This is a genomic window from Clostridium oryzae (assembly GCF_002029235.1).
In the GTDB taxonomy this organism is placed as follows: Bacteria; Bacillota; Clostridia; order Clostridiales; family Clostridiaceae; genus Clostridium_AE; species Clostridium_AE oryzae.
Genome location: NZ_MZGV01000001.1, coordinates 24,774 through 45,405, shown reverse-complemented (window position 1 = coordinate 45,405; position 20,632 = coordinate 24,774). Strand labels below are relative to the sequence as shown.

General features: G+C 32.9%; 16 protein-coding genes. 6 read left to right on the top strand and 10 right to left on the bottom strand.

What is annotated here, in order from left to right:
* Positions 1-78: 78 nt before the first annotated feature.
* Positions 79-846 carry a 5'/3'-nucleotidase SurE gene (surE, locus tag CLORY_RS00175; protein ID WP_079421561.1) on the bottom strand — a complete coding sequence of 256 codons (768 nt, stop codon included), beginning with the start codon at positions 844-846 and terminating at the stop codon, positions 79-81.
* Between the two features lie 359 nt (positions 847-1,205).
* On the opposite strand from surE, the gene CLORY_RS00170 reads away from it, so the two are divergent.
* From CLORY_RS00170 to CLORY_RS00155, 4 genes are all read left to right on the top strand, one after another.
* On the top strand, positions 1,206-1,715 hold the full coding sequence (locus CLORY_RS00170; protein WP_079421560.1) for a GAF domain-containing protein: 510 nt from the start codon (positions 1,206-1,208) through the stop codon (positions 1,713-1,715).
* A gap of 133 nt (positions 1,716-1,848) precedes the next feature.
* Positions 1,849-3,867, top strand: a complete 2,019-nt coding sequence (locus CLORY_RS00165; RefSeq protein WP_079421559.1) for a helicase-related protein — start codon at positions 1,849-1,851, stop codon at positions 3,865-3,867.
* Positions 3,868-3,882: 15 nt separating this feature from the next.
* Positions 3,883-4,611 (top strand): glycerophosphodiester phosphodiesterase, encoded by a 729-nt coding sequence (locus tag CLORY_RS00160; protein ID WP_079421558.1) that lies wholly within the window; start codon positions 3,883-3,885, stop codon positions 4,609-4,611.
* A 260-nt stretch (positions 4,612-4,871) separates the two neighbouring features.
* The gene (locus CLORY_RS00155) at positions 4,872-5,795 is read left to right on the top strand and encodes an ArsR/SmtB family transcription factor (protein WP_079421557.1); all 924 of its coding nucleotides are present in this window, start codon (positions 4,872-4,874) and stop codon (positions 5,793-5,795) included.
* A 288-nt stretch (positions 5,796-6,083) separates the two neighbouring features.
* Here CLORY_RS00155 and CLORY_RS00150 read toward each other — a convergent pair whose 3' ends face one another.
* Entirely contained in the window at positions 6,084-7,184 is a 1,101-nt protein-coding gene (locus tag CLORY_RS00150; RefSeq protein ID WP_079421556.1) for a toxic anion resistance protein, read from the bottom strand.
* A gap of 39 nt (positions 7,185-7,223) precedes the next feature.
* Complete coding sequence (locus CLORY_RS00145) at positions 7,224-8,864, bottom strand: YceG family protein (protein ID WP_079421555.1); 1,641 nt, start codon at positions 8,862-8,864, stop codon at positions 7,224-7,226.
* A gap of 180 nt (positions 8,865-9,044) precedes the next feature.
* On the opposite strand from CLORY_RS00145, the gene corA reads away from it, so the two are divergent.
* Positions 9,045-9,998: a magnesium/cobalt transporter CorA gene (gene corA, locus CLORY_RS00140; RefSeq protein ID WP_079421554.1), complete on the top strand. Its 954-nt coding sequence runs from the start codon at positions 9,045-9,047 to the stop codon at positions 9,996-9,998.
* Positions 9,999-10,504: 506 nt separating this feature from the next.
* Here the strand turns inward: corA and CLORY_RS00135 are convergent.
* Together CLORY_RS00135 and CLORY_RS00130 are read right to left on the bottom strand one after the other, a co-directional pair.
* Positions 10,505-11,458, bottom strand: a complete 954-nt coding sequence (locus tag CLORY_RS00135) for a ketopantoate reductase family protein (RefSeq protein ID WP_079421553.1) — start codon at positions 11,456-11,458, stop codon at positions 10,505-10,507.
* 3 nt (positions 11,459-11,461) lie between these two features.
* Positions 11,462-13,264: a MutS family DNA mismatch repair protein gene (locus CLORY_RS00130; RefSeq protein ID WP_079421552.1), complete on the bottom strand. Its 1,803-nt coding sequence runs from the start codon at positions 13,262-13,264 to the stop codon at positions 11,462-11,464.
* Positions 13,265-13,380: 116 nt separating this feature from the next.
* Here CLORY_RS00130 and CLORY_RS00125 point away from each other — a divergent pair, with 116 nt between their 5' ends.
* Complete coding sequence (locus CLORY_RS00125; protein WP_242954268.1) at positions 13,381-13,566, top strand: DUF1540 domain-containing protein; 186 nt, start codon at positions 13,381-13,383, stop codon at positions 13,564-13,566.
* A 158-nt stretch (positions 13,567-13,724) separates the two neighbouring features.
* Here the strand turns inward: CLORY_RS00125 and dapF are convergent, their stop codons facing one another.
* The 5 genes from dapF to CLORY_RS00100 all read right to left on the bottom strand — a co-directional run bounded on the left by dapF (position 13,725) and on the right by CLORY_RS00100 (position 20,588).
* On the bottom strand, positions 13,725-14,702 hold the full coding sequence (dapF, locus tag CLORY_RS00120; protein WP_079421551.1) for a diaminopimelate epimerase: 978 nt from the start codon (positions 14,700-14,702) through the stop codon (positions 13,725-13,727).
* A gap of 81 nt (positions 14,703-14,783) precedes the next feature.
* Entirely contained in the window at positions 14,784-15,518 is a 735-nt protein-coding gene (locus CLORY_RS00115; RefSeq protein ID WP_079421550.1) for an alpha/beta hydrolase, read from the bottom strand.
* 48 nt (positions 15,519-15,566) lie between these two features.
* Positions 15,567-17,549, bottom strand: coding sequence for a transketolase (gene tkt / locus CLORY_RS00110; RefSeq protein WP_079421549.1), 1,983 nt, complete (start codon positions 17,547-17,549; stop codon positions 15,567-15,569).
* Positions 17,550-17,818: 269 nt separating this feature from the next.
* Positions 17,819-20,098, bottom strand: a complete 2,280-nt coding sequence (locus CLORY_RS00105; RefSeq protein ID WP_079421548.1) for a heavy metal translocating P-type ATPase — start codon at positions 20,096-20,098, stop codon at positions 17,819-17,821.
* A gap of 121 nt (positions 20,099-20,219) precedes the next feature.
* On the bottom strand, positions 20,220-20,588 hold the full coding sequence (locus tag CLORY_RS00100) for an ArsR/SmtB family transcription factor (protein ID WP_079421547.1): 369 nt from the start codon (positions 20,586-20,588) through the stop codon (positions 20,220-20,222).
* Between the last annotated feature and the right edge of the window lie 44 nt (positions 20,589-20,632).

Below are 20,632 nucleotides of genomic sequence, written 5' to 3'. Positions count from 1 at the left end.
TGGACGAAATTTCGAAAAAAATTAATTCATTGAAATTCAGCTTAGCTGAATTTCCACCATATCTTTACTCTTTTCTCTTTACTCTCTACTCTTTTTATATATTTTTTTCATCTCTTCCATAAGCCTTACATTAGTAAAATCATAATGCAGCGGCGTAAGGGTTACGTAACCCTGTGATATATAAAATGTATCTGTATCCGTATCCGTGATTTCAACTTTGTCGCCGAGAACATCATAACTTGTTCCCATTTCATTTATTTCCTTTTCAACAAAGTAATTCGTATAAAGCATCGCTCCCACTCTGCACACTTTTATACCTTTAATAGTCTTTTCATAAGAGGAAGGAACATTGACATTGATAACTATATTGCTTTCAAGCTTTTGCTGGAAAGCTTTATTAACTACCTGTGCCGCATATTGAGATGATGTGACGTAATCTTCTACGTTATCACTCATGTCCTGTGACATAGCCACTGCTGGTATATTGTTTACTGCTGCTTCTATAGCTGCAGAAACAGTTCCTGAATATAGTATATCTACACCTAAGTTATATCCGTTATTGATACCTGAAACCACCATATCAACTTTTCTATCAATTAGCTTATTTACAGCTATTCTTACACAATCCGCCGGAGTACCATTTACCGTATAAGCTTCACCTTTTATTCCATCTAGTTTATGACTTTTTACAATTAAAGGTCTTGTTAATGTTATGGAATGACTGCTAGCACTTCTCTGAGAATCTGGAGCTACAACAATAACCTCATGATATTTTTCCAGTTCTCTGGCTAACGCATAAATACCTGGAGCTTCTATTCCATCGTCGTTAGTAATTAGTATATACATATCTGACACCTCTCTTCAAATCCTACTAATCTAGTACTAAATATATTGTACACCAAAAGTAAATTAAATTAAGATAATATTTAGTAATTAGTGTATGCTTTAAATATTGGAAAGAGAAAAGAGTAAAGATAAAAGTGGCTGAATTTTAACCTTCACTTTTCTCTTTTCTCTTTACTCTCATACCTTACCCATTTAATGCACTTTCTCTAAACTATTCCGTCTAGAGCATTTACTTCACAATATATTTATATACTAAAGCATATTTTATTCCCCTGTCAATTATTTGCTACTAATTTAGTGTATAATATTATTGCAAGGCTATTATTATTTACTATAGCGTAATAAAGGAGGAATTTAGCATGTTTGACATTAGCATATACGATAAAATGAGCCTTAACGATAGGTATGACACGATGCTAACAAGTTTAGAAGGACTTATAAGCGGCGATGAAAGTGATCTTACAAAGCTTTGCAATGCCGCTGCACTTATCAATGCACTTATATCAGATCTAAATTGGTGCGGCTTTTATATTTATTCGAATAATGAATTAGTGCTTGGCCCATTTCAAGGGATGCCTGCATGTACAAAAATAAAAGTAGAAGCTGGTGTATGCGGTAAAGCTGCTTCCACAAAAGAAACTATAGTTGTAGAAGACGTACATAGTTTTGAGGGACATATTGCGTGTGACTCAGCTTCAAATTCTGAGCTAGTAGTACCAATAGTCAAAGATGATAATTTAATTGGAGTTTTGGATCTAGATAGCTTTAAAGTAGGAAGATTTTCAAACTCCGAAAAAATTTATCTTGAGAAAGCAGTTGAAGTTTTAAACAAGTATATAAACTGGGAGCATATTATATCAGCTTTCTAAATAAATTAGGAATTAAGAATCCTTAATTAGTTATGTCGGAAGTTCTGCACAGCAGAATTTCATCAGTAGTGCCTTATTCTTCATCGGGCATGACTAATTAATTTATTTTCCTTTAAAGGAGTGACTATACGATATGAAACTAATAGATAGCATCAAAGAAGAAAATAAAGTATTTAAGATTAAATATGAACAAGGCGACAAACAATTTCTTGTTGAATCTGAAAAAATATTTATTCGTCACTTAAACTGGATAGATTCTATTATAGCGGAGTATACGTACAATAAGAAACTTTTTAGTGAATTTAACGGTAAAAGAAAACTCAAGGCTAAAGAGCTAAGAGAAAAAAATGCACTCCAATTACAAATTAAATTAGTAGAAAATGATTTAGACTTTCTTCACCAGGATGTTAATTTTGTAAAGAACATCATGTTAGAGTCTTCTAAGCTGATATGGGAGGAATATTCAAAAAGACTGTCGTTATCCCATACCTTTGATGAAATTCTTGATAATGAAAAGAATCTGAAATATTATTATCGAAACGGAATACTTGACACATACAAGCTTCGTTTTGTGCCAAAAGTACTAAGTGAAGATATAAGAAAAGCCTTTCCTGAACACCCTAAAGACGAATTTACTGAAGCTAGAGCTCTAAAGCGTCAATTTTTCATTCATGAAGGCGGTACGAATTCTGGTAAAACTTATTTGTCTATAAAGAGGCTTATGGAAGCAGAAAATGGATTATATCTTGCCCCACTAAGACTTTTGGCACTTGAAATATTTGATAAGCTTAATTCTGTAAATGTTCCCTGCAGCTTAAAAACAGGTGAAGAAGAAATCATAGTTGAAGGTGCTAATCATATTGCTTCTACTGTAGAAAAAGTTGATTTAAGCAGAGATTATGAGGTTGCAGTTATTGATGAGGCTCAAATGCTTTCAGATCCTGACAGAGGTGCTGCATGGACTCGTGCTATCCTCGGTGTAAGAGCTAAAGAGGTTCATATATGCTGTGCCCTGCACGCTACAGACATAGTAAAAACGTTAGTTCAAAACTGCGAAGACAGTTTTGAGATTGTAACACATAAAAGAGATACTGAGCTTACAGTTGAAAGCAATGATTTTAGATTTTCTTCGTCCGTACGCGAAGGCGATGCTCTAATAGTTTTTTCAAGAAAATCTGTTTTAGCTGCTGCTGCTGCACTTGAAGAGAAAAATATAAGCTGCAGCCTTATATATGGTAGTCTTCCTCCTGAAACCCGAAGACTTCAATTCAAAAAATTTCTTGATAAAGAAAGTAGTGTCTTAGTATCTACTGATGCAATAGGCATGGGGGTAAATCTTCCTATAAGACGAATTGTTTTTCTCGAAATGGACAAATTTGACGGTGAAAAAGTTCGTCCTCTGCTTACTAGCGAGATAAAACAGATAGCCGGCAGAGCTGGAAGGAAAGGTATATATGAAGAGGGTTTTGTTAATTCTTTATATTCTGAGAGTAAAAAGTTTATAACAAATTCTCTTATCTGCTATGAGAATCCGATAAATAAAGTGTTTATTTCACCTACAGAAGATATCTTAAAAGTCGATGGCGAGCTTGAAACACTGCTTAAGGTATGGGCTTCAATAGATACTCCTGAGGATTTCTACGAAAAAATAAATATAGATAGATATATAAGTCTTATCACCATAATAAAGCAAATGAATCTTTACAAAAAGTTAGAAAAGGCAGATATTTTCAGAGCAATCAATATGCCTTTTGATGAAACAGAATCAGAACTTCTATATCTATGGAAAGATTATTTAAAACTCCTAGCTGAAGGCAATAACTGCGTTTATAAACCAGATTGCCCATCGGAAGAATTATTAAAACTTGAAATTTACTACAGGAAAATAAATTTATATTATTCTTTTTCTAAAAGCTTTAATCTTGAAATGGATGAATCTTGGCTTACAGGAGAACGTTCTAGAATTGCAAATTTGATTGATAGACATTTAAAAGAAAGCATTCAAAAATTCAGACGGCACTGCAAAAGCTGTGGTATGCTTCTTCCATGGAACTATAAGTATGATATATGTGACAGCTGCTATAATAGTGGTTACAGTGACTACGTTGATTTCGATAGTGAAGCTTTTGAATTAAATAGTTTTAACAAGTAAAGAGGTAGATAAAATATGGTAAAAATTCATGCCCATAGGGGAGCTAGCGGAGATTTCCCGGAAAATACTATGATATCTTTTAAAAATGCTATTGAACAAGGCACAGATTATGTAGAAACTGATGTACAGATGTCAGCTGATGGAGTTCTTATGATAATGCACGATGAAAAATTAAAAAGAACAACAGGTGCTGCTGGATTTTTAAAAGATTATACCTATTCAGAATTAAAAAAATTAGATGCAGGTATGTGGAAAGATAAAAAATTTAAAAAAGAACGTATTCCAAGAGTAGATGAACTGCTGATGCTTGCTAAAGCGTCAGATGTACGTATAAATTTTGAAATAAAGAATGGAAAAATTCCATATCCTAACATTGAAGAGAAGTTAATAAACTTAATTGATGAATATGGATTACTAGACAGAGTTATGTTTTCAGGCTTTAACCACTATTCGATGCTTAAATGCCGTCAAATCCTTGATGGTATGAACAGAGACGTTAAAATTGGTCTCCTTTATATGGATTATTTATATCATCCATATGATTACTGCAAAACAGTGCATGCTGATGGAATTCATCCTGCTCACTATTCAGTCAATGAAGAAATTATAAAGGAGTGTCATAAAGCTAATCTCTTCGTAAATGTGTTTACTGTAAATGATGAAGCCACTATGAAGAAGTTTATTTCATATGATGTAGATGGAATAATAACTAATTACCCTGGTAAACTCAGAAAATTATTATAAATAGAAAGTGGAGGATGAGATTGTGCCAACTAATGCTGAATTTCACCTTCACTTCTCTATTATCTCTGTTCCTTAATCTGTTATCAATTCAACTTCAACTGTTTACTTCATACTATATATATTAATTTACCTTACCATTAAATATTTTATTTTTTAATAAAGTATATTATAATGTATTTTAGCGATTTTTATGTTATAGTAGTAATAGGAAGTTTTACGCTATAATCGTTTTCAACATTTTTTTAATAGAGGTGACAATAATGATACACATTTCAAATCTGCAGGAAGGCTTGCCGCTATTCAAAGCTCTTAGTTCCGATATACGGCTTGAAATACTGAATCTTCTTGCTGAGTATAAGCAGTTAAATATGAACGACATAGCCGAAAAATTAAAATTAACTAATGGTGCTATAACAATGCACATTAAAAAATTAGAGGACTGTGGACTTATAAAAATAAGTACTCTTACAGCAAAACATGGAATACAAAAGATATGCTATCTTCATGAGGATAAATTTATTATCGACATAGGCGAACAGGAAATACCTAATTCATATGAAGTTGAACTTGGCATAGGACATTATACATCCTATGAAATATCTCCTACCTGCGGACTTGCTACGAAGGACGCATTAATAGGTGAAGTTGATAATCCATCGTACTTTGCAGCTCCTGAAAGAATAGACTGTGATATTCTATGGTTTACAAAAGGTTTTGTTGAATATAAAATACCAAACTATCTAAAACCTGGTCAAGAGTTCTCTGAGATACAAATTTCTATGGAAATAAGTTCAGAAGCACCTGGTAATTGCAGTATCTGGCCTTCTGATATATTTTTCAGCCTAAACGGAACATATCTCGGAAGTTGGACCAGTCCTGGCGATTACGGCGAGTCAAGAGGCTTGCTTACTCCAGCTTGGTGGATACCAGCTTGGAACCAATATGGACTTTTAAAACTTCTATCAATTAATAAGTTCGGAACCTTTATTGACGGACTTAAAATTTCAGATATAACGTTAGATGAGTTAAACTTAAATCATAAAAGTGATTTGAACTTCAGACTCAGCGTACCAGATAATGCTGAACATATTGGCGGACTAACTATATTCGGTAAGAATTTTGGTAATTACAATCAGGGGTTGAGCATCAGAGTTATCTACGATAACATAGGTGAAAACAATTAGAAGAGTAAAGAGATTGAAATTAGTTAATTAAGATAAGAAGGCAACAGAAACAGTATAATAAGAGTATTTTGTGAATATTAAGAGTTAGGGCATTAAAAATGGTTACACCCGACGGAGGCATTTGGAGCGAGTTTAGCAATTATCCGTGTCTTTTAGGCAAATTTCCGTTAAGATGGCGAATTGTTTGAGGCGCAGCCGAGTTATGAGCCATTAGGAAATTTGACTAAAAGATGCGGTAAAATTGCTTAATGAGCGGAACTAGCCGACATAGGGTGTAACCATTTTTTATTAGCTATTTGATGAAGGGTTTAAGGATTTATTTTTTATCTTCTGGGTCATATCTTCAAGTTTAAGTAAGCCTTCTTCTCTAAGTCTCTTATTCTCCTCTTCAATTCTTCTAGTTTCCTCTATACCTTCCATAATAGTACTCCAGGTTTTTTCAAGAGTTTCTATCTTTACACTCGGTCCGCTAGTAAGTTTTGCAATATCTATGCTCTGGTTTTTAATGTTTTCAGCATTTTTAAGCAGCAGCTCGTTAGTAGTTCTATCTAATTCTGTTAATGAATCTGTTACAAGCTGTTGTCTCTTAAGTGCAACTGCTTGTACAATGCCTCCTTTAAATACTGGTATTGTAATAATAAACGCTGAATGTATCTTAGCTATAAGCTTATAGTTTCCTCTCTGTATCATCCTTATCTGCGGAGCAGTTTGAAGCGAAACCATCTTAGCTGTTTCCAAATCGTAAAGTCTCTGCTTAAACATCTCTAGAGCAGTCTTCGCGTTCTCAACATTTATAAGATCCATCTGATCATTTGTTTCCTGTGCCTTAACTTCCAGCGCAGGAATAGTTTCCTTTTCAAGCTTTTCAGCTGCCATATTTCCTGCCACAACATACTTTTCTAACTCCTGATAGTATTTAACATTCTGATCATACATATTATCAAGCATTACATTAGAATCACTTATCTCTTTCTTGTAAGAACCTAACTGAGTGTATATTGTATCTATCTCAGAACCAATAGTCTTATATTTACCCATTATCTTTTCAATAGCTTTAGCAGGTTTATTAAATAACTTGCCAAAAAAGCCCTGTGGCTGATCTTCAAAATCTTGTCTATCAAATTTTTTCATTATAGTTGTAAGTTGTTTTATCATTATACTTGAGTTTTCCATACTATTATTTTTTATTGTTCTTAAAATTTGATCAGCGAATTTTGATATTTCCTGAGCAGGACCATTACCATATTCCATTATCATATTAGGATTTTTTACATCTATGGACCCTGCTATCTTCAGTACCTCTGGGGACGTTTTTAACTGTTCAGTAATACTTACAGCTTTTTGTTGAAAATCGTCTTCTTTAACTTCTGTTATCTGATTATTTTCCATTCTCACAACTCCTCATTACATTATATATAATTGATTTATCTAAAAGTGAAATAAACTTTTAAAAAAACCTTTTTTCTCCTCATATTTTTTAAGCGGAAGATTAAAACTCATTTTTTCAAGTCTGTGGCTATCATAAGAATCCGCATATACATATTGTTCAATATCATTATATCCCGAAGGATTGTAAATTATTATATCGGTACCCATAGAATTCATGAATGCTAGTGTTATACTATCCTCATAGGATATATTTCCATTCTGCTCATTATTATAGATGATTATTTTAGGAATATCATCCGGATAATCAAAATCCTGCAACAGATGAAGCAGATTGGTTTTTAAATTTATAAGCACAGAGAATATGTCTACTTGAAAATCCCTAATTTCTTCATTCTCTACATTATAGATAACAGGATTTATACATAAATCTCTTATCTTCTCAGCCATAGCTATTTGCAGGCCTTTCCTTAGCTCTTTATATTTCCACCATGAGGCATTTATAAGCTTATTAATATCAAACTCTCCGCCGCGCTCTGGATAAACATACTCAAGCTTTCCATACTCTAAAGGTGTAACGTCTGTAAATGGAAGCTCCTTGATAAGTATGGTTTTCTTCAAATTTAAAATATCCGTAAGCTCTTTATAATATTTTTCTACATCCTCATGAGTTCCGCTTACCTTGGCAAACAAGTTAGGAATGTAAACTGTATTGGCTTCTGCTTTCCATCCGTCTCTTACATAAGCTTTTTCTTTTGCCCATATATTTATTTCTTCATAAGTAGTTTTCATAGTTACCGACGCAACGCTATAGTCAGCAAACTGCCAAGGTCTATAAAAACTTCCTCCTGCTTCGTAAAGCGTCTTATCCAACTCCTCTTTAGCAGTAAAGGCTGAAGTCTTTACTCTTCCTTTGAGTTCCTTAGGAAATTCTTTTGGAGGCATTTTATATATATATTCTATCTCTTTAGAAAAAACTTTAAATTTATCTACCTGTTCAATTGCTCCTGCTTTCTCAGGATTATAGTAAAGTACATCGCAGCCCAATGAAGAAAGTAATGTTACAAAAAATGCCTCTTCAGATGTCATATCTCCATAATACAGGACTTTGGGATTTATCATCTCATAATTGAAACCTTCAAAAAGGTTTTTAGCATATATATTCAACCAGTAAATACAATAGCTAACTACCATTTTAACTTTTTCATTATTTACATTTTCTACAGTCTTTATATAATAATCCAACATAAACTTTAAGTAATTTTTTACCTGCAGTCCAAAGGACTTATTTTGCATATTGGGGAATAAGGACAATTTATCCAATTGTTCAATAATTAATGAACTATTGCTTATTTCCTCTATATTTATTTTATTCCAAATATCATTTAATTTATTTTGTATAGTTATACTTATATTACCGTCTAGGCCCTTATCAAATCTCAAATAATTTCTAGTGAAAATTTTCAAATCTCTATCTAATTTATATAAAAAATCATAATACTCATCTTCAGTAGAACTTATTCCAATGAATCTATAAAAATATCTAGGTATAGTTACCACATAAGAATCATATTTAAACCCTTTTCTATTTTTAATAGGTGTTTTTAAATCTCTCAATACATCATCAGTTAGCTCTGTGTTGACAGCCTGTATATCCAGCTTATCTAACATATTCTTTTCCATGATGACACCTCTTCCCTTCCATACTGTCTTTTACAAAGCTTAGTCTCCCATATTATAAAAGCCTAAATATAGTATATCATTTTTTTTACAAATTTGAATGGCTATAATTCATTTTTAAACAAAAATATATCATTTTTTGTTAATTATTTTATGATATAATTCTTTTAGAGGAGAGATTATATGATTTACACATTAGCTTTAACTATAGATATGAAATTAATGGAAAATATATCTCTTAATGAGATTAATTCAAAGAATATTAAATGGTACTGGGTTGATTTTGATTGTCCTACTCATGAAGAAAGCGAACTTCTTAGCACCTTCTTTAATTTTCATCCACTAGCCATAGAGGATTGTCTTCATTATTTACAACGTCCAAAAGTAGATAAATATGAAAATTATAATTTTTTTGTAATACATGCATTAAATAATGCTACCCTTACCTCAACAGAAGTTGATATGTTTGCAGGAAACAACTTTATAGTATCTTTTCATAAGGATTCATTAGAGGAATTTGAACATATAAAAAATGTTATTACAAAAAGTCCTCATTTACTTAAGGAAGGCATAATTTACATAGAATATGAAATATTCGATGAGCTTGTTGATAACTATTTTCCACCTGTTTATGAGATTGAAGACCGTATAACTGATCTTGAAGAGATAGAAGTAAGCAGAGACGGCAAATATTTTATCGATAAGATTTTTTCAACCAGAAACGATCTTCTAAAGCTTAGAAGAATAATAAATCAAATGCGGGATTTGCTTTACAGAATAATAACTTCTGAACATCTATCCCAGCACAAAAACAGGCATGCTTATTTTGCTGATATTTATGATCATCTGCTTAGACTATCCGAGATTATTGAATCCAGTCTGTTAATGACATCAGATTTGAGAGACAGCTATATGTCTATGACCTCTGATAAGATGAATAAAATTATGATGTTTTTTACTGCGATAACTACTATATTCGTTCCAGTAACCTTCATCGCCGGAGTTTACGGTATGAATTTTTCATTTATGCCTGAGCTTACATATCGTTATGGATATTTTATTGTACTTTTTATAATGCTTGCTATCATTGTATCTATGTTTATCCTATTCAAGAAAAAAGGGTGGTTTAATATGTAAAAAAGGGGAAGGAAGTGATTTCCGTCGGCTGGAAAATGCCTCCTCCAACCACTTCCTTCCCTATGCCGGCTCTATGCATTTACAAAGCATTATTTTCTATATTTCTTCTCCCAAATTATTTTTCTTGTTTATTGGTTTATTAGTATTTTCTTAAGAGCTATTTTCATATTACTTCATATATAATATAGTTACATTCTTTTAGTAACACATACACTTTATGTAAATCTCCTAATTAGCGCAAACTCGGCTACGCCTCAAACACTGCCCTAATCTTAACGAAAATTTGCTAACAATTGCTAAATTCACTCTATATCTCCTTCGTGCCACAATATTTCCCTAAAAAAATCGGCTTCCGCCGATTTTTTACCTTCTCTTTTCTCTTTGCTCTAAAAAAGCTTTCCATAGTTTTTAAAAGATTTTCTGCTGATTATCAGATTTAATTCTCAGAAATTCTGCTTGGCAGAATTTCTTCCTTCACTTTACTCTTTTCTCTCTTCTCTTTTCTCTTAAAAAAAGCTTTCCTTCGTTTTTACCATGTGATATATCATCGTGTTATAAGGAACTGGAACATTGAACTCTTGTCCTAATTTCACAATACTTCCAGTAAGCGTATCTATCTCTGTCTTTATCTTCTTCTCTATGTCCTGAAGTGTAGATGATCTGTGGTTATATGTGTTTGGTACAAGACTTCCATAAAATTCTTTTTTATAATCCTCTGCACTTGACCAATATGTCTCATGCCCTGATGCTCTAATTACTGCAAATATTTCTTCAATTATCCTATCCATTATGAATATTGAATCTTCACTTTCTGTAAGTTTTCCATAACTTACACCAAGAACTGCTCCTAATGGATTTAATGTACAGTTATATAGCATCTTAGCCCACAAAGCTTTATTGACTTCATCTGTCACCTGACAAGGTATTCCTCCTTTATCTATAGCCTCTGATAAAGCTTTTACGCTATCATGTCCTAAACCATAGAGACTTCCTATAAGCACAGGAGATGAATGTACAGTTACTTCACTTATATTTAATTCAGGTCTAGCAAAACCCGTTATAATTCTAGCTGAAAATACTTTGGCATTTCCGAAACGCTTAATAAATTCTGAGTCCGTTCCCCAGCCGTTTTGAAAAATAACTATAGCACCTGTTTCCTTCAATATATGTCTGTTTTCATATAAATTCTCTGCTGCTTGTTTATTTACTATAGTTTTATTACACACCAGTATGTAATCATAAGCAGCGCTTTCTATATTTTCTAATTTTTCATAGGCCCCAACAGTTCCTGCAGCAGCCTCTACTTCTTTAAATATTCCTATTCTCTTTACTCCGTTTTTTCTTATAGCTTCAGTAGTACGCTTAGAACCGCTGAAATCAACCTGCCAACCAGCATCATACAGCGCTGCACCTATACCTATGCCTACTGCACCGCTTCCATAAATCAAAACTTTCCTCATATATCATTCCTCCACTTCAATTCCTGCAAGTTTTATTATGTGCATAGCATTTCTTGTAGTAGATATACCTTTTTTTAGCTTATAGTCAAAACAAAGTTTATCATCTTCATAGTGCTCTTGGAAATGGTAGTTTTTAAGTTTAGTCATTTCATTTTCAAGCTCTCCAAGCTCTAGATCATGAGTTGAAACAAGTCCTGTTGCTCCATTTGCACTTAACTGCTTAATAAGATATTTAGCTCCTTGATGCCTATCTATAGAATTAGTTCCTTTAAATATCTCATCTAATAAAAAGAATACATCTCTCTTCTGTTTGGAGGCATTCACTATAGTCTTTATTCTTAATATCTCTGCATAAAAAGAAGATATATTTTTTGATAAATTATCGCTTATCCTCATACAGGTATATATATCCATAATTGCAGTCTCAAAATTTTCAGCACATACCGGAGCTCCACAATATGCAAGCAACATGTTAATGCCAAGTGTTCTAAGAAATGTGCTTTTACCAGACATATTAGAGCCAGTAATAAGTACAACTTCCCCTGGAGCTGACATAATAAAATCATTAGCAACTCTTTTTTCTCCTAATAATGGATGTCCGCATTTATCTGCTTTCAGCCTAAAATTATTTGCTCCAACTTTAGGATAGCACCATGCAGCATTTTCGAAACTTATATTACTAAGACTTCCCAATGCTTCAAATTCAGCTATAACTTCAAGCCATTCACTTATATGCATTCCATATCTCTTTTTCCATGCAATAAGATTTTCATAACTTCTGTAATCCCACATCAATAAAATATTTATTATTATATAAAATAAGTTATATCTGTCAGACACCAAATTAGCTAAACTTTTAAGTTTATTAAATATATCCGATGCCTTTTCATTTTTTACTATCAATTTTGCTTTAAGATTTTTTATATTTTCGGATTCAAAGTTTTCATTTTCAATATGAGTAATAATCTTCTCATAAATTTTGATTTCATTTTTATATTTTTGCACAGTACTTAATGCATCCACTCGTTCTTTCTCTCCAATTTTAAGAACAATAAGATCAATAAAGGCTACGAGAATGATATATCCATAAGTAAATCTTTCAGTAAAAATAACAAGCAATACTGTGATTATAGTAAGCACAGGCAATATATATGTAATAAGCTTTACTACGCTTCCATATTCTTTGAAATTTTTATCCTTAGACCATTCAATAAGTTCTTCTGGATTGCTGCTTTTTTCCTTAATCAGCATAGCTTCTGCATTTATTTTCTGCCTGAAATCTGTATTTTCACAAAGTTCTTTAACTGTTGACTGTCTAGTTATGATATCTTCCATACTTTTAAGAGGTTTCAGAAAATATTCTGCTAATCTCTTTCTTCCCATATATGTAGCACAAGAACTAAAACACTGAAAAAGTGAACTTTCGCCAAATATATCTAAGTCCCCACTATATGGATGTTCCTGATCAATAAATTCACTGCCAGTATCCTTAAACCTTTTCCACTCACCAGCTGTCCTATCAATTCCACGCTGATTTATTTCAATGAGGGCTTCTACATATTTCCTTTCTGTAATAGCTTTACCATGCTGAATCACAAGATAAATAAATATGCCTATCCATACTATAGTAACTATAGAAAAAAATACATAATTCTTAACATAATATGTATATACGGATACTATCAATCCTACTATAAAATCTATAAGCCTTATATAACTTATAAATGTAATATTCCTTTTTAGTTCTTCATATAAACTTTCATTTTTCTTTTTGTTTTGTAAATAGTAATCAGTAGCCCTGCTCAATATAACTTCACCTCACTCAAGATATTAATCAATTTATTATAACACATTTTTACAGCATAAATGTAATGCTGGTGGTTAAAATAATATAGTAATTTTAAAAATAAGGAGGAATAGAAATGGAGCCAAGAATTGAAAAATCTTCTGAAAAATTGAATGGTGTAAAATGCATAGTATCTAATTGCTATTACCATGTAGGAGCTAATGGCTGCAGTGCTTCAGCTATAGAGATCGCACCACAGCATGCTGATTCCAGTGAAGAAACTGATTGTAATACATTTACACCTCATGATGATGCGCTTTAATTTTGTTTATTCTTCTCTTTCGCAGCATACATGAGTTTTAGTAGCATGGAATTCACGAGTATATCCATTCCATGCTGCTTTTATACATTCCGTTCTGCAAAGTATATAGTTTTCCTCAACAAAGAAATAGCAGTTCTCATAATCCTCAAATAATTTCTTTACAATACTTTTTTTATTATTTCTCTAGTATATAGGAACATCTTTTCATAGCATTCAGTCTCTGCTTTATAGCTGTCATAATCATAATGAATAGGATGTTTAGGCAGAGGCTTTGTGTATTTGAAGTTACCTGTAAATTGATAAGTAGCGTTTCCTACGAACTTAACAAAGTAACCTTTATCATTATTACAAACTGTACATTTTATCATTCCACCGTCATTAAATATATTTATTTCCTCATTCATTGCACATTTACCATTTATCACAGCTGAAATAACAGAAGCTGTCATACCTGTACCACAAGCCTTAGTTAAGCCAACTCCCCGCTCATATGTCTTTACATATATATTCTGGCTATCAATTACCTTTACAAAATTTACATTTACACCCTTAGGCAGAATTTCTGGTGTATTATTAGCTTTGTATCCAACTTCTTGAAGCTGTCCTTCGCTTATTTCATCTACAATAGCCACCAAATGGGGATTAGTTATACTTATAGCGCTAAATAAAAGTGTATCTGACAGCTTTTCAATTTTTTTCATCGATACTTCATGTTCATGAGATATCATTGGAAGATCAGCTGCTTCAAACGATACTGAGTCAATAATAATCTCGATTGTCGCAACTCCCTTAAAGATATTCTCTACTTTTTTTACAGTATAGACTGTCTTCATAGTTTCTATAAGCACTTCTTTTTTATTTACTAATTCCATAACATATCTTCCAACGCATCTAAGTCCATTCCCACACATCTCTGGTTCTGAACCATCTGCATTAAAAATTCTCATTCTTCCATGACCTTTGCTGCTATTAAGTACAAATAGTACTCCATCGGCTCCTACGGACATTTTTCTATCACAAAGATTTTTAGTAATTTCTACTCTATCTTCTTCACTGAAATTATAATCATTTGTTATCTCATCTATCAATATAAAGTCATTACCTGAACCATGGCATTTAAGAGTTTTTATATCCATTATCTACTGCTCTCCTTTTCAACGCTTTATTCAGTATTATTTTAACAGAAACCTTAAAGAAATTCTATTTAAAATTGATAATTAGACTAATAGAAAATTGGTAACTTCAGTAAATACATTTTCTTTTTCACATTCCACTGTAATATTATGCCCGCAGTTATTTAAATATATTTTTTTCACATTTTGAGACGTCACATTTTTCTCGATGACCTCTACACCTTTTTCATCCACTGTTTGATCTTTATGTGACTGAATTATTAATATAGGTTTATTAATTTGTGGTAATTGTTTTCTTACAATTCTCTGAAGCTTTCCTAATTCATGTACACTTGCAAGGGGAATTTTTCTATATCCAAGCAAATATTTTGCTTCTTCCTCTGGTCTGTTTTTAGCTTTCCATTCAATATATCTTATAAAATGTTTTACTATAGGTACAAACTTAGCATTTTTATCCTTTGTAATAATTGCAGGGGCCAAAGTCACTATTTTATCAACTACATGATTCTCGGCTATATATAATGCTAATAGTGAGCCCATTGAGTGTCCAATTACATATATTTCTTTGCAAATGTCTTTTAGCCTCATATATCCTTCCTCAACAGACTTTATCCAATCATTATAAGTGCATTTCTCCATATCTTCAATTTCAGTTCCATGCCCTGCTAATCTTACTGCTAATACCGTAAAACCTTCGCTGCTTAATCGCTCAGCAAGTTCTCTAAGTTCTGCTGGTGTAGAAGAAAAACCATGTACTAAAAGGCATCCCTTGTCATTTCCTTTAAAAAAGAATTCCTTTTTATACTCTTCATTACTCATAAAAACACCCACCTTATTATAATAAAAAAGGAGCCTAAGCTCCTTTTTTTATTTAAACATCTTTTCAACCTTTTCTACTACATTATCAACAGTAAAGCCGTAATTTTTAAACAATACTTCTGCTTTTCCGGAATCACCAAAATGATCTATGCTCAATATCTCACCGTCGAGACCAACATATTTATACCAGCCAAAAGAGCTTGCTGCTTCAACTGCAAACCTCTTTCTAACTGATTTTGGAAGGATTTTTTCCTTATATTCATCACTTTGCTTTTCAAATACTTCCCAGGAAGGCATACTTATTACTCTTGCATCTATGCCCTTATTTTCTAACTGCTCTGCAGCTTTATATACAAGTTCAACCTCTGAACCAGATGCCATAAGTATAGCATCAGGAGTAGCTTTCTTGCTATCTCTTATGATATACGCTCCCTTTAATGCCTCTTTTCCGCTTTCATTATATAGAGGCAAGTTCTGTCTTGTAAGCACAAGAGCAACAGGGCCGTCTTGTTTTGTTATTGCAGTATACCAAGCTGCAGCTGTCTCTTTTGAATCTGCTGGTCTGAACACTGTCATATTTGGTATGCTTCTTAATGCTGCTAACTGTTCTATAGGCTGATGAGTAGGTCCGTCTTCTCCAACACCAATTGAATCATGTGTTAACACATATGTTACTGGTATTTTCATAAGTGCTGAAAGTCTCATTGCTCCCTTCATATAATCACTGAATACAAAGAAAGTCGCAACAAATAGCTTTAGGCCTCCATGAAGAACTATTCCATTACCAATAGCAGCCATGGCATGCTCTCTTACACCAAAATGAAGATTTGCTCCTGATCTATCTTCTGCTGAAAAATCACCCTTACCCTTCATATATGTCTTGTTTGAAGGTGCAAGATCTGCGGAACCTCCAATAAGATTAGGAACTATAGCAGTAAGCCTGTTTATTAAGTCACCTGAAGACTGTCTTGTAGCCATTGATTTTTCAAATTTCCAGAAGTCTTCACTGTTAAGCTTCTCTTCATCTACTTTTCCGCTAAACCAATAATCCCACTGCTCAGCTAGTTCAGGATATTCTTTTCTGTAAGCTGCAAACAATTCATTCCAAGCTTTTTCCTTCTTCTCTGCCTCGCTTACAAACTTACCCATATACTCTCTTAAATCGACTGGTACTTCAAAAGGTGCATAGTGCCATCCTAGATTTTCTTTAAGTGCTTTAAGATTTTCTTCTCCAAGTGGCTCACCATGAGCTGATGCTTTACCCTGTTTATCAGGACACCCAAATCCAATTATATTTCTAACAATTATAATACTTGGTTTGCTAGTTTCTTTTTTTGCTTCTTCAATGGCTGCACTTATCTTATCTAGATCAGTACCATCTTCTACTCTAAGTACCTGCCAGCCAAATCCATCAAATCTCTTTGAAATATCTTCTCTGAAAGCTATGTCTGTATTTCCTTCTATTGAAATATTATTAGAATCATATAGAACTACTAGTTTTCCAAGTCCAAGAGTTCCTGCTAAAGAACAAGCCTCGGATGAAATTCCTTCCATAAGACATCCATCACCTACTATTGAATAAGTATAGTGATCTATTACATTATATCCAGGCTTATTAAATTTTTCTGCTAAATGTGCTTCAGCAATAGCCATACCAACTGCATTACATACTCCTTGACCAAGTGGTCCTGTAGTTGTCTCTATTCCAACAGTATGACCATATTCAGGATGGCCTGGTGCTTTACTACCAACCTGTCTAAAATTCTTAATTTCTTCCATATCTAATCCATAACCGAAAAGGTTTAAAAGAGAATATAGAAGCATTGAACCATGACCTGCTGAAAGTACAAATCTATCTCTATCTAACCACTTAGAATTTTTAGGATTATGCTTCATATGTTTACTCCAAAGTGTATATGCCATAGGTGCACACCCTAAAGGTAATCCTGGATGACCAGAATTTGCTCTTTGTATTGCTTCGGCTGATATTACTCTGATAGAATTAACCGCTAAATTATCTAACTTATTCATAAATACCTCCCCAACATAGCTTATTATACTTTTGATACTAAGCTGTTTTATCGTAGAATGATGTATTCTGTTTATAAATACATTCTACCACTAATATTGTACCATACTTTAATACATTTTCAACATTATATTTTATTAAGACTCGCCTTAATAAATGTTGTGACACTACGGAGATTGATCCATTCATTAAGCACTTGTAATGCAAATTTCATAAAAAGGAACAAAATATATTAGTAGGAATTCAGCACAGCTGAATTCCTACCTTCACTTTACTCTTTACTCTCTACTCTTTTCTCTACTTTTAACGCTCTCATTGAATTAAGTATAGCTAAAAGCGCTACTCCTACATCTCCAAAAACTGCTTCCCACATGTTAGCTATTCCAAAGGCACCGAGTATCAATAGAATCACTTTTACTCCTAATGCGAAAATTATATTTTGCATTACAATTCTTCTTGTTCTTTTAGCTGCGTTTATTGCTGACACTATCCTTGATGGCTCATCAGTCATTATAACTATATCTGCTGCTTCTATTGCTGCATCAGAACCTATCCCTCCCATAGCAATCCCTATATCTGCTCTGGCTAAAACAGGTGCATCATTTATTCCATCACCTACAAAAATCAACTTTTCTTTTGGTGAAAGATTTCTTCTAAGTTCCTCTATTTTTTCAACCTTATCCTGTGGTAAGAGCCCAGCATAAACTTCATCTACTCCAATTTCTCTGCCTACTTCATCTGCTACTGCTTTCATATCCCCTGTAAGCATAACTGTTTTTCTAATTCCTGCTTTCTTCATATTAGCTACAGCAACTTTCGAATCACTCTTTACCTCATCCGATATTATTATACAGCCAGCATACGCACCATCTATAGCTACATATACTACAGTACCCGTCTCAGCAGCTTTATTATATTTTATATTATTATATTCCATCAGCTTACTATTTCCAGTTAGCACCTTTCTTCCATCTATGATAGTGCTAATACCTTTTCCAGTAATTTCACTGTAGTTTGTAATTCTTTTATTATCAATTTCCTTCTTGTAAGCATTTCTAATTGAAACGGCTATTGGATGGTTTGATAGACCTTCAGCTAAAGCAGCAACTTCCAATACCTCTTCTTTACTGAAACCAGCTTCATTTTTTATGCTTGTAACTTTAAAAATTCCTTTTGTAAGAGTTCCAGTCTTATCAAACACTACCATTTTAACATCATTTAATGCTTCAAGATAATTGCCGCCTTTTATTAGTATTCCAAGTTTGGATGCGCCGCCAATACCTCCGAAAAAGCCTAGAGGAACTGAAATGACAAGTGCACATGGACATGATATTACAAGAAATACTAACGCTCTATAAATCCATTTAGTAAAATCACCTGTGAATATAGTCGGTATAACAGTAAGCGCTATAGCTGAAAATACTACAAAAGGTGTATAATATCTTGCAAATTTAGTAATAAAATTCTCTGTCACTGCTTTCTTTGCACTGGCATTTTCTACAAGGTCAAGTATTTTAGATACCGTTGACTCTCCGAAAGTTTTTGTTACCTCTACTTCAATAACACCATTCGTATTTACATATCCAGCAAGTACAGTATCCCCTGGCTCTACATTTTTGGGAAGTGTTTCACCAGTCAATGCAGAAGTGTCTGCTGTTGAAATTCCTTCTTTCACTATACCGTCAAGAGGTACTTTTTCGCCTGGTTTTACTACTATAATACTTCCCACTTCTACGGTCTCGGGATTAACTTTAATTAACTTATCTCCCGATTTAATATTGGCATAATCAGGTCTTATATTCATCATAGAAGAAATAGATTTTCTGGACTTATCCACTGCTAAGTCCTGCATAAATTCTCCCACTTCATAGAACAGCATAACTGCGACAGCCTCTGAGAACTGTCCTACACCAAAAGCACCTATACTAGCAATACTCATAAGAAAATTCTCGTCGAATATCTGCCCGTTATATATATTCTTTCCAGCCTTTATAAGCACCTGTCCTCCAATAATAAGGAAGCTTATTGCAAATAGTATAAATTCTATATACCAATTAAATTTGAATATGGCTGCAATTACACAAGGTATAACGCCTATAGCCAATCTGATAATTTTTTTTCTATTTTCCTGATTTTCATCATTGGAAGATTTATTACTTGAAATCTTCACCTCACATTGTTCACACTCTTCATACTGATGTTCATTAATATCCTCTAATAACTCTGAATTTGATTTTTTTGTTTCTGTAGCATCATACTTTATACTTGATTTATACTTTGATTTAATTATCTTTTCAGATTTAGGGATTACTTTTACATCAGGCTCTATTGAATTCACTATCTTAACAAGTTTGGGGAAAATTTCTTCTAGTGCAGCATCACTATCTGCCCCTACGATTAATTTTTTCGTCATAAAATTAAGTGATGTTGTAGTCACATCTTTTATATTAGATACATTTTTTTCAATCTTAGCTGCGCAATTTGCACAGCATAACCCTTCAAGCAAATACTCTCTTCTTTTTATACTTTTTCCCAAATTTGCTTCATTCATATCTATACCCCCCTTATGTAATAAAGTAATTAAGAATTAGGAATTAACAAGGCGATAAGAATTCTGCATACCAGAATTTCTTCTATAATTCCTCATTCCCTATTTGTAATTTATACTAATTTTACATTTCTTCAATATGTTCAAGCCCCATATTAAAAATAGCCTTTATATGCTCATCATCTAATGAATAATAAACTACTTTTCCATCTTTTCTATACTTAACGAGCTTCGCCTGTTTTAGTACTCTTAACTGATGTGAAACAGCTGACTGGCTCATACCTAATATTGCAGATATATCACAGACACACATTTCTGATTCAAAAAGTACACATATAATTTTTATTCTTGTACTATCCCCAAACACTTTAAATAATTCTGCAAGATCGTATAATTTCTCTTCTTCAGGTAATAAATCTTTCACCTTATCAATAATATCCTTGTGAGTTTTGGTTATTTCACAGCTTTCTATTTCGTTTTTCAAATTACTCATATTCTCCTCCTTATATGAACATATGAATTATTGTTCATATGTTC

Bases quoted from the DNA above. Each gene is read 5' to 3' on its own strand.
- surE (WP_079421561.1), bottom strand. From the start codon at position 846: ATGTATATACTAATTACTAACGACGATGGAATAGAAGCTCCAGGTATT.
- CLORY_RS00170 (WP_079421560.1), top strand. From the start codon at position 1,206: ATGTTTGACATTAGCATATACGATAAAATGAGCCTTAACGATAGGTAT.
- CLORY_RS00165 (WP_079421559.1), top strand. From the start codon at position 1,849: ATGAAACTAATAGATAGCATCAAAGAAGAAAATAAAGTATTTAAGATT.
- CLORY_RS00160 (WP_079421558.1), top strand. From the start codon at position 3,883: ATGGTAAAAATTCATGCCCATAGGGGAGCTAGCGGAGATTTCCCGGAA.
- CLORY_RS00155 (WP_079421557.1), top strand. From the start codon at position 4,872: ATGATACACATTTCAAATCTGCAGGAAGGCTTGCCGCTATTCAAAGCT.
- CLORY_RS00150 (WP_079421556.1), bottom strand. From the start codon at position 7,184: ATGGAAAATAATCAGATAACAGAAGTTAAAGAAGACGATTTTCAACAA.
- CLORY_RS00145 (WP_079421555.1), bottom strand. From the start codon at position 8,864: ATGGAAAAGAATATGTTAGATAAGCTGGATATACAGGCTGTCAACACA.
- corA (WP_079421554.1), top strand. From the start codon at position 9,045: ATGATTTACACATTAGCTTTAACTATAGATATGAAATTAATGGAAAAT.
- CLORY_RS00135 (WP_079421553.1), bottom strand. From the start codon at position 11,458: ATGAGGAAAGTTTTGATTTATGGAAGCGGTGCAGTAGGCATAGGTATA.
- CLORY_RS00125 (WP_242954268.1), top strand. From the start codon at position 13,381: ATGGAGCCAAGAATTGAAAAATCTTCTGAAAAATTGAATGGTGTAAAA.
- dapF (WP_079421551.1), bottom strand. From the start codon at position 14,702: ATGGATATAAAAACTCTTAAATGCCATGGTTCAGGTAATGACTTTATA.
- CLORY_RS00115 (WP_079421550.1), bottom strand. From the start codon at position 15,518: ATGAGTAATGAAGAGTATAAAAAGGAATTCTTTTTTAAAGGAAATGAC.
- tkt (WP_079421549.1), bottom strand. From the start codon at position 17,549: ATGAATAAGTTAGATAATTTAGCGGTTAATTCTATCAGAGTAATATCA.
- CLORY_RS00105 (WP_079421548.1), bottom strand. From the start codon at position 20,098: ATGAATGAAGCAAATTTGGGAAAAAGTATAAAAAGAAGAGAGTATTTG.
- CLORY_RS00100 (WP_079421547.1), bottom strand. From the start codon at position 20,588: ATGAGTAATTTGAAAAACGAAATAGAAAGCTGTGAAATAACCAAAACT.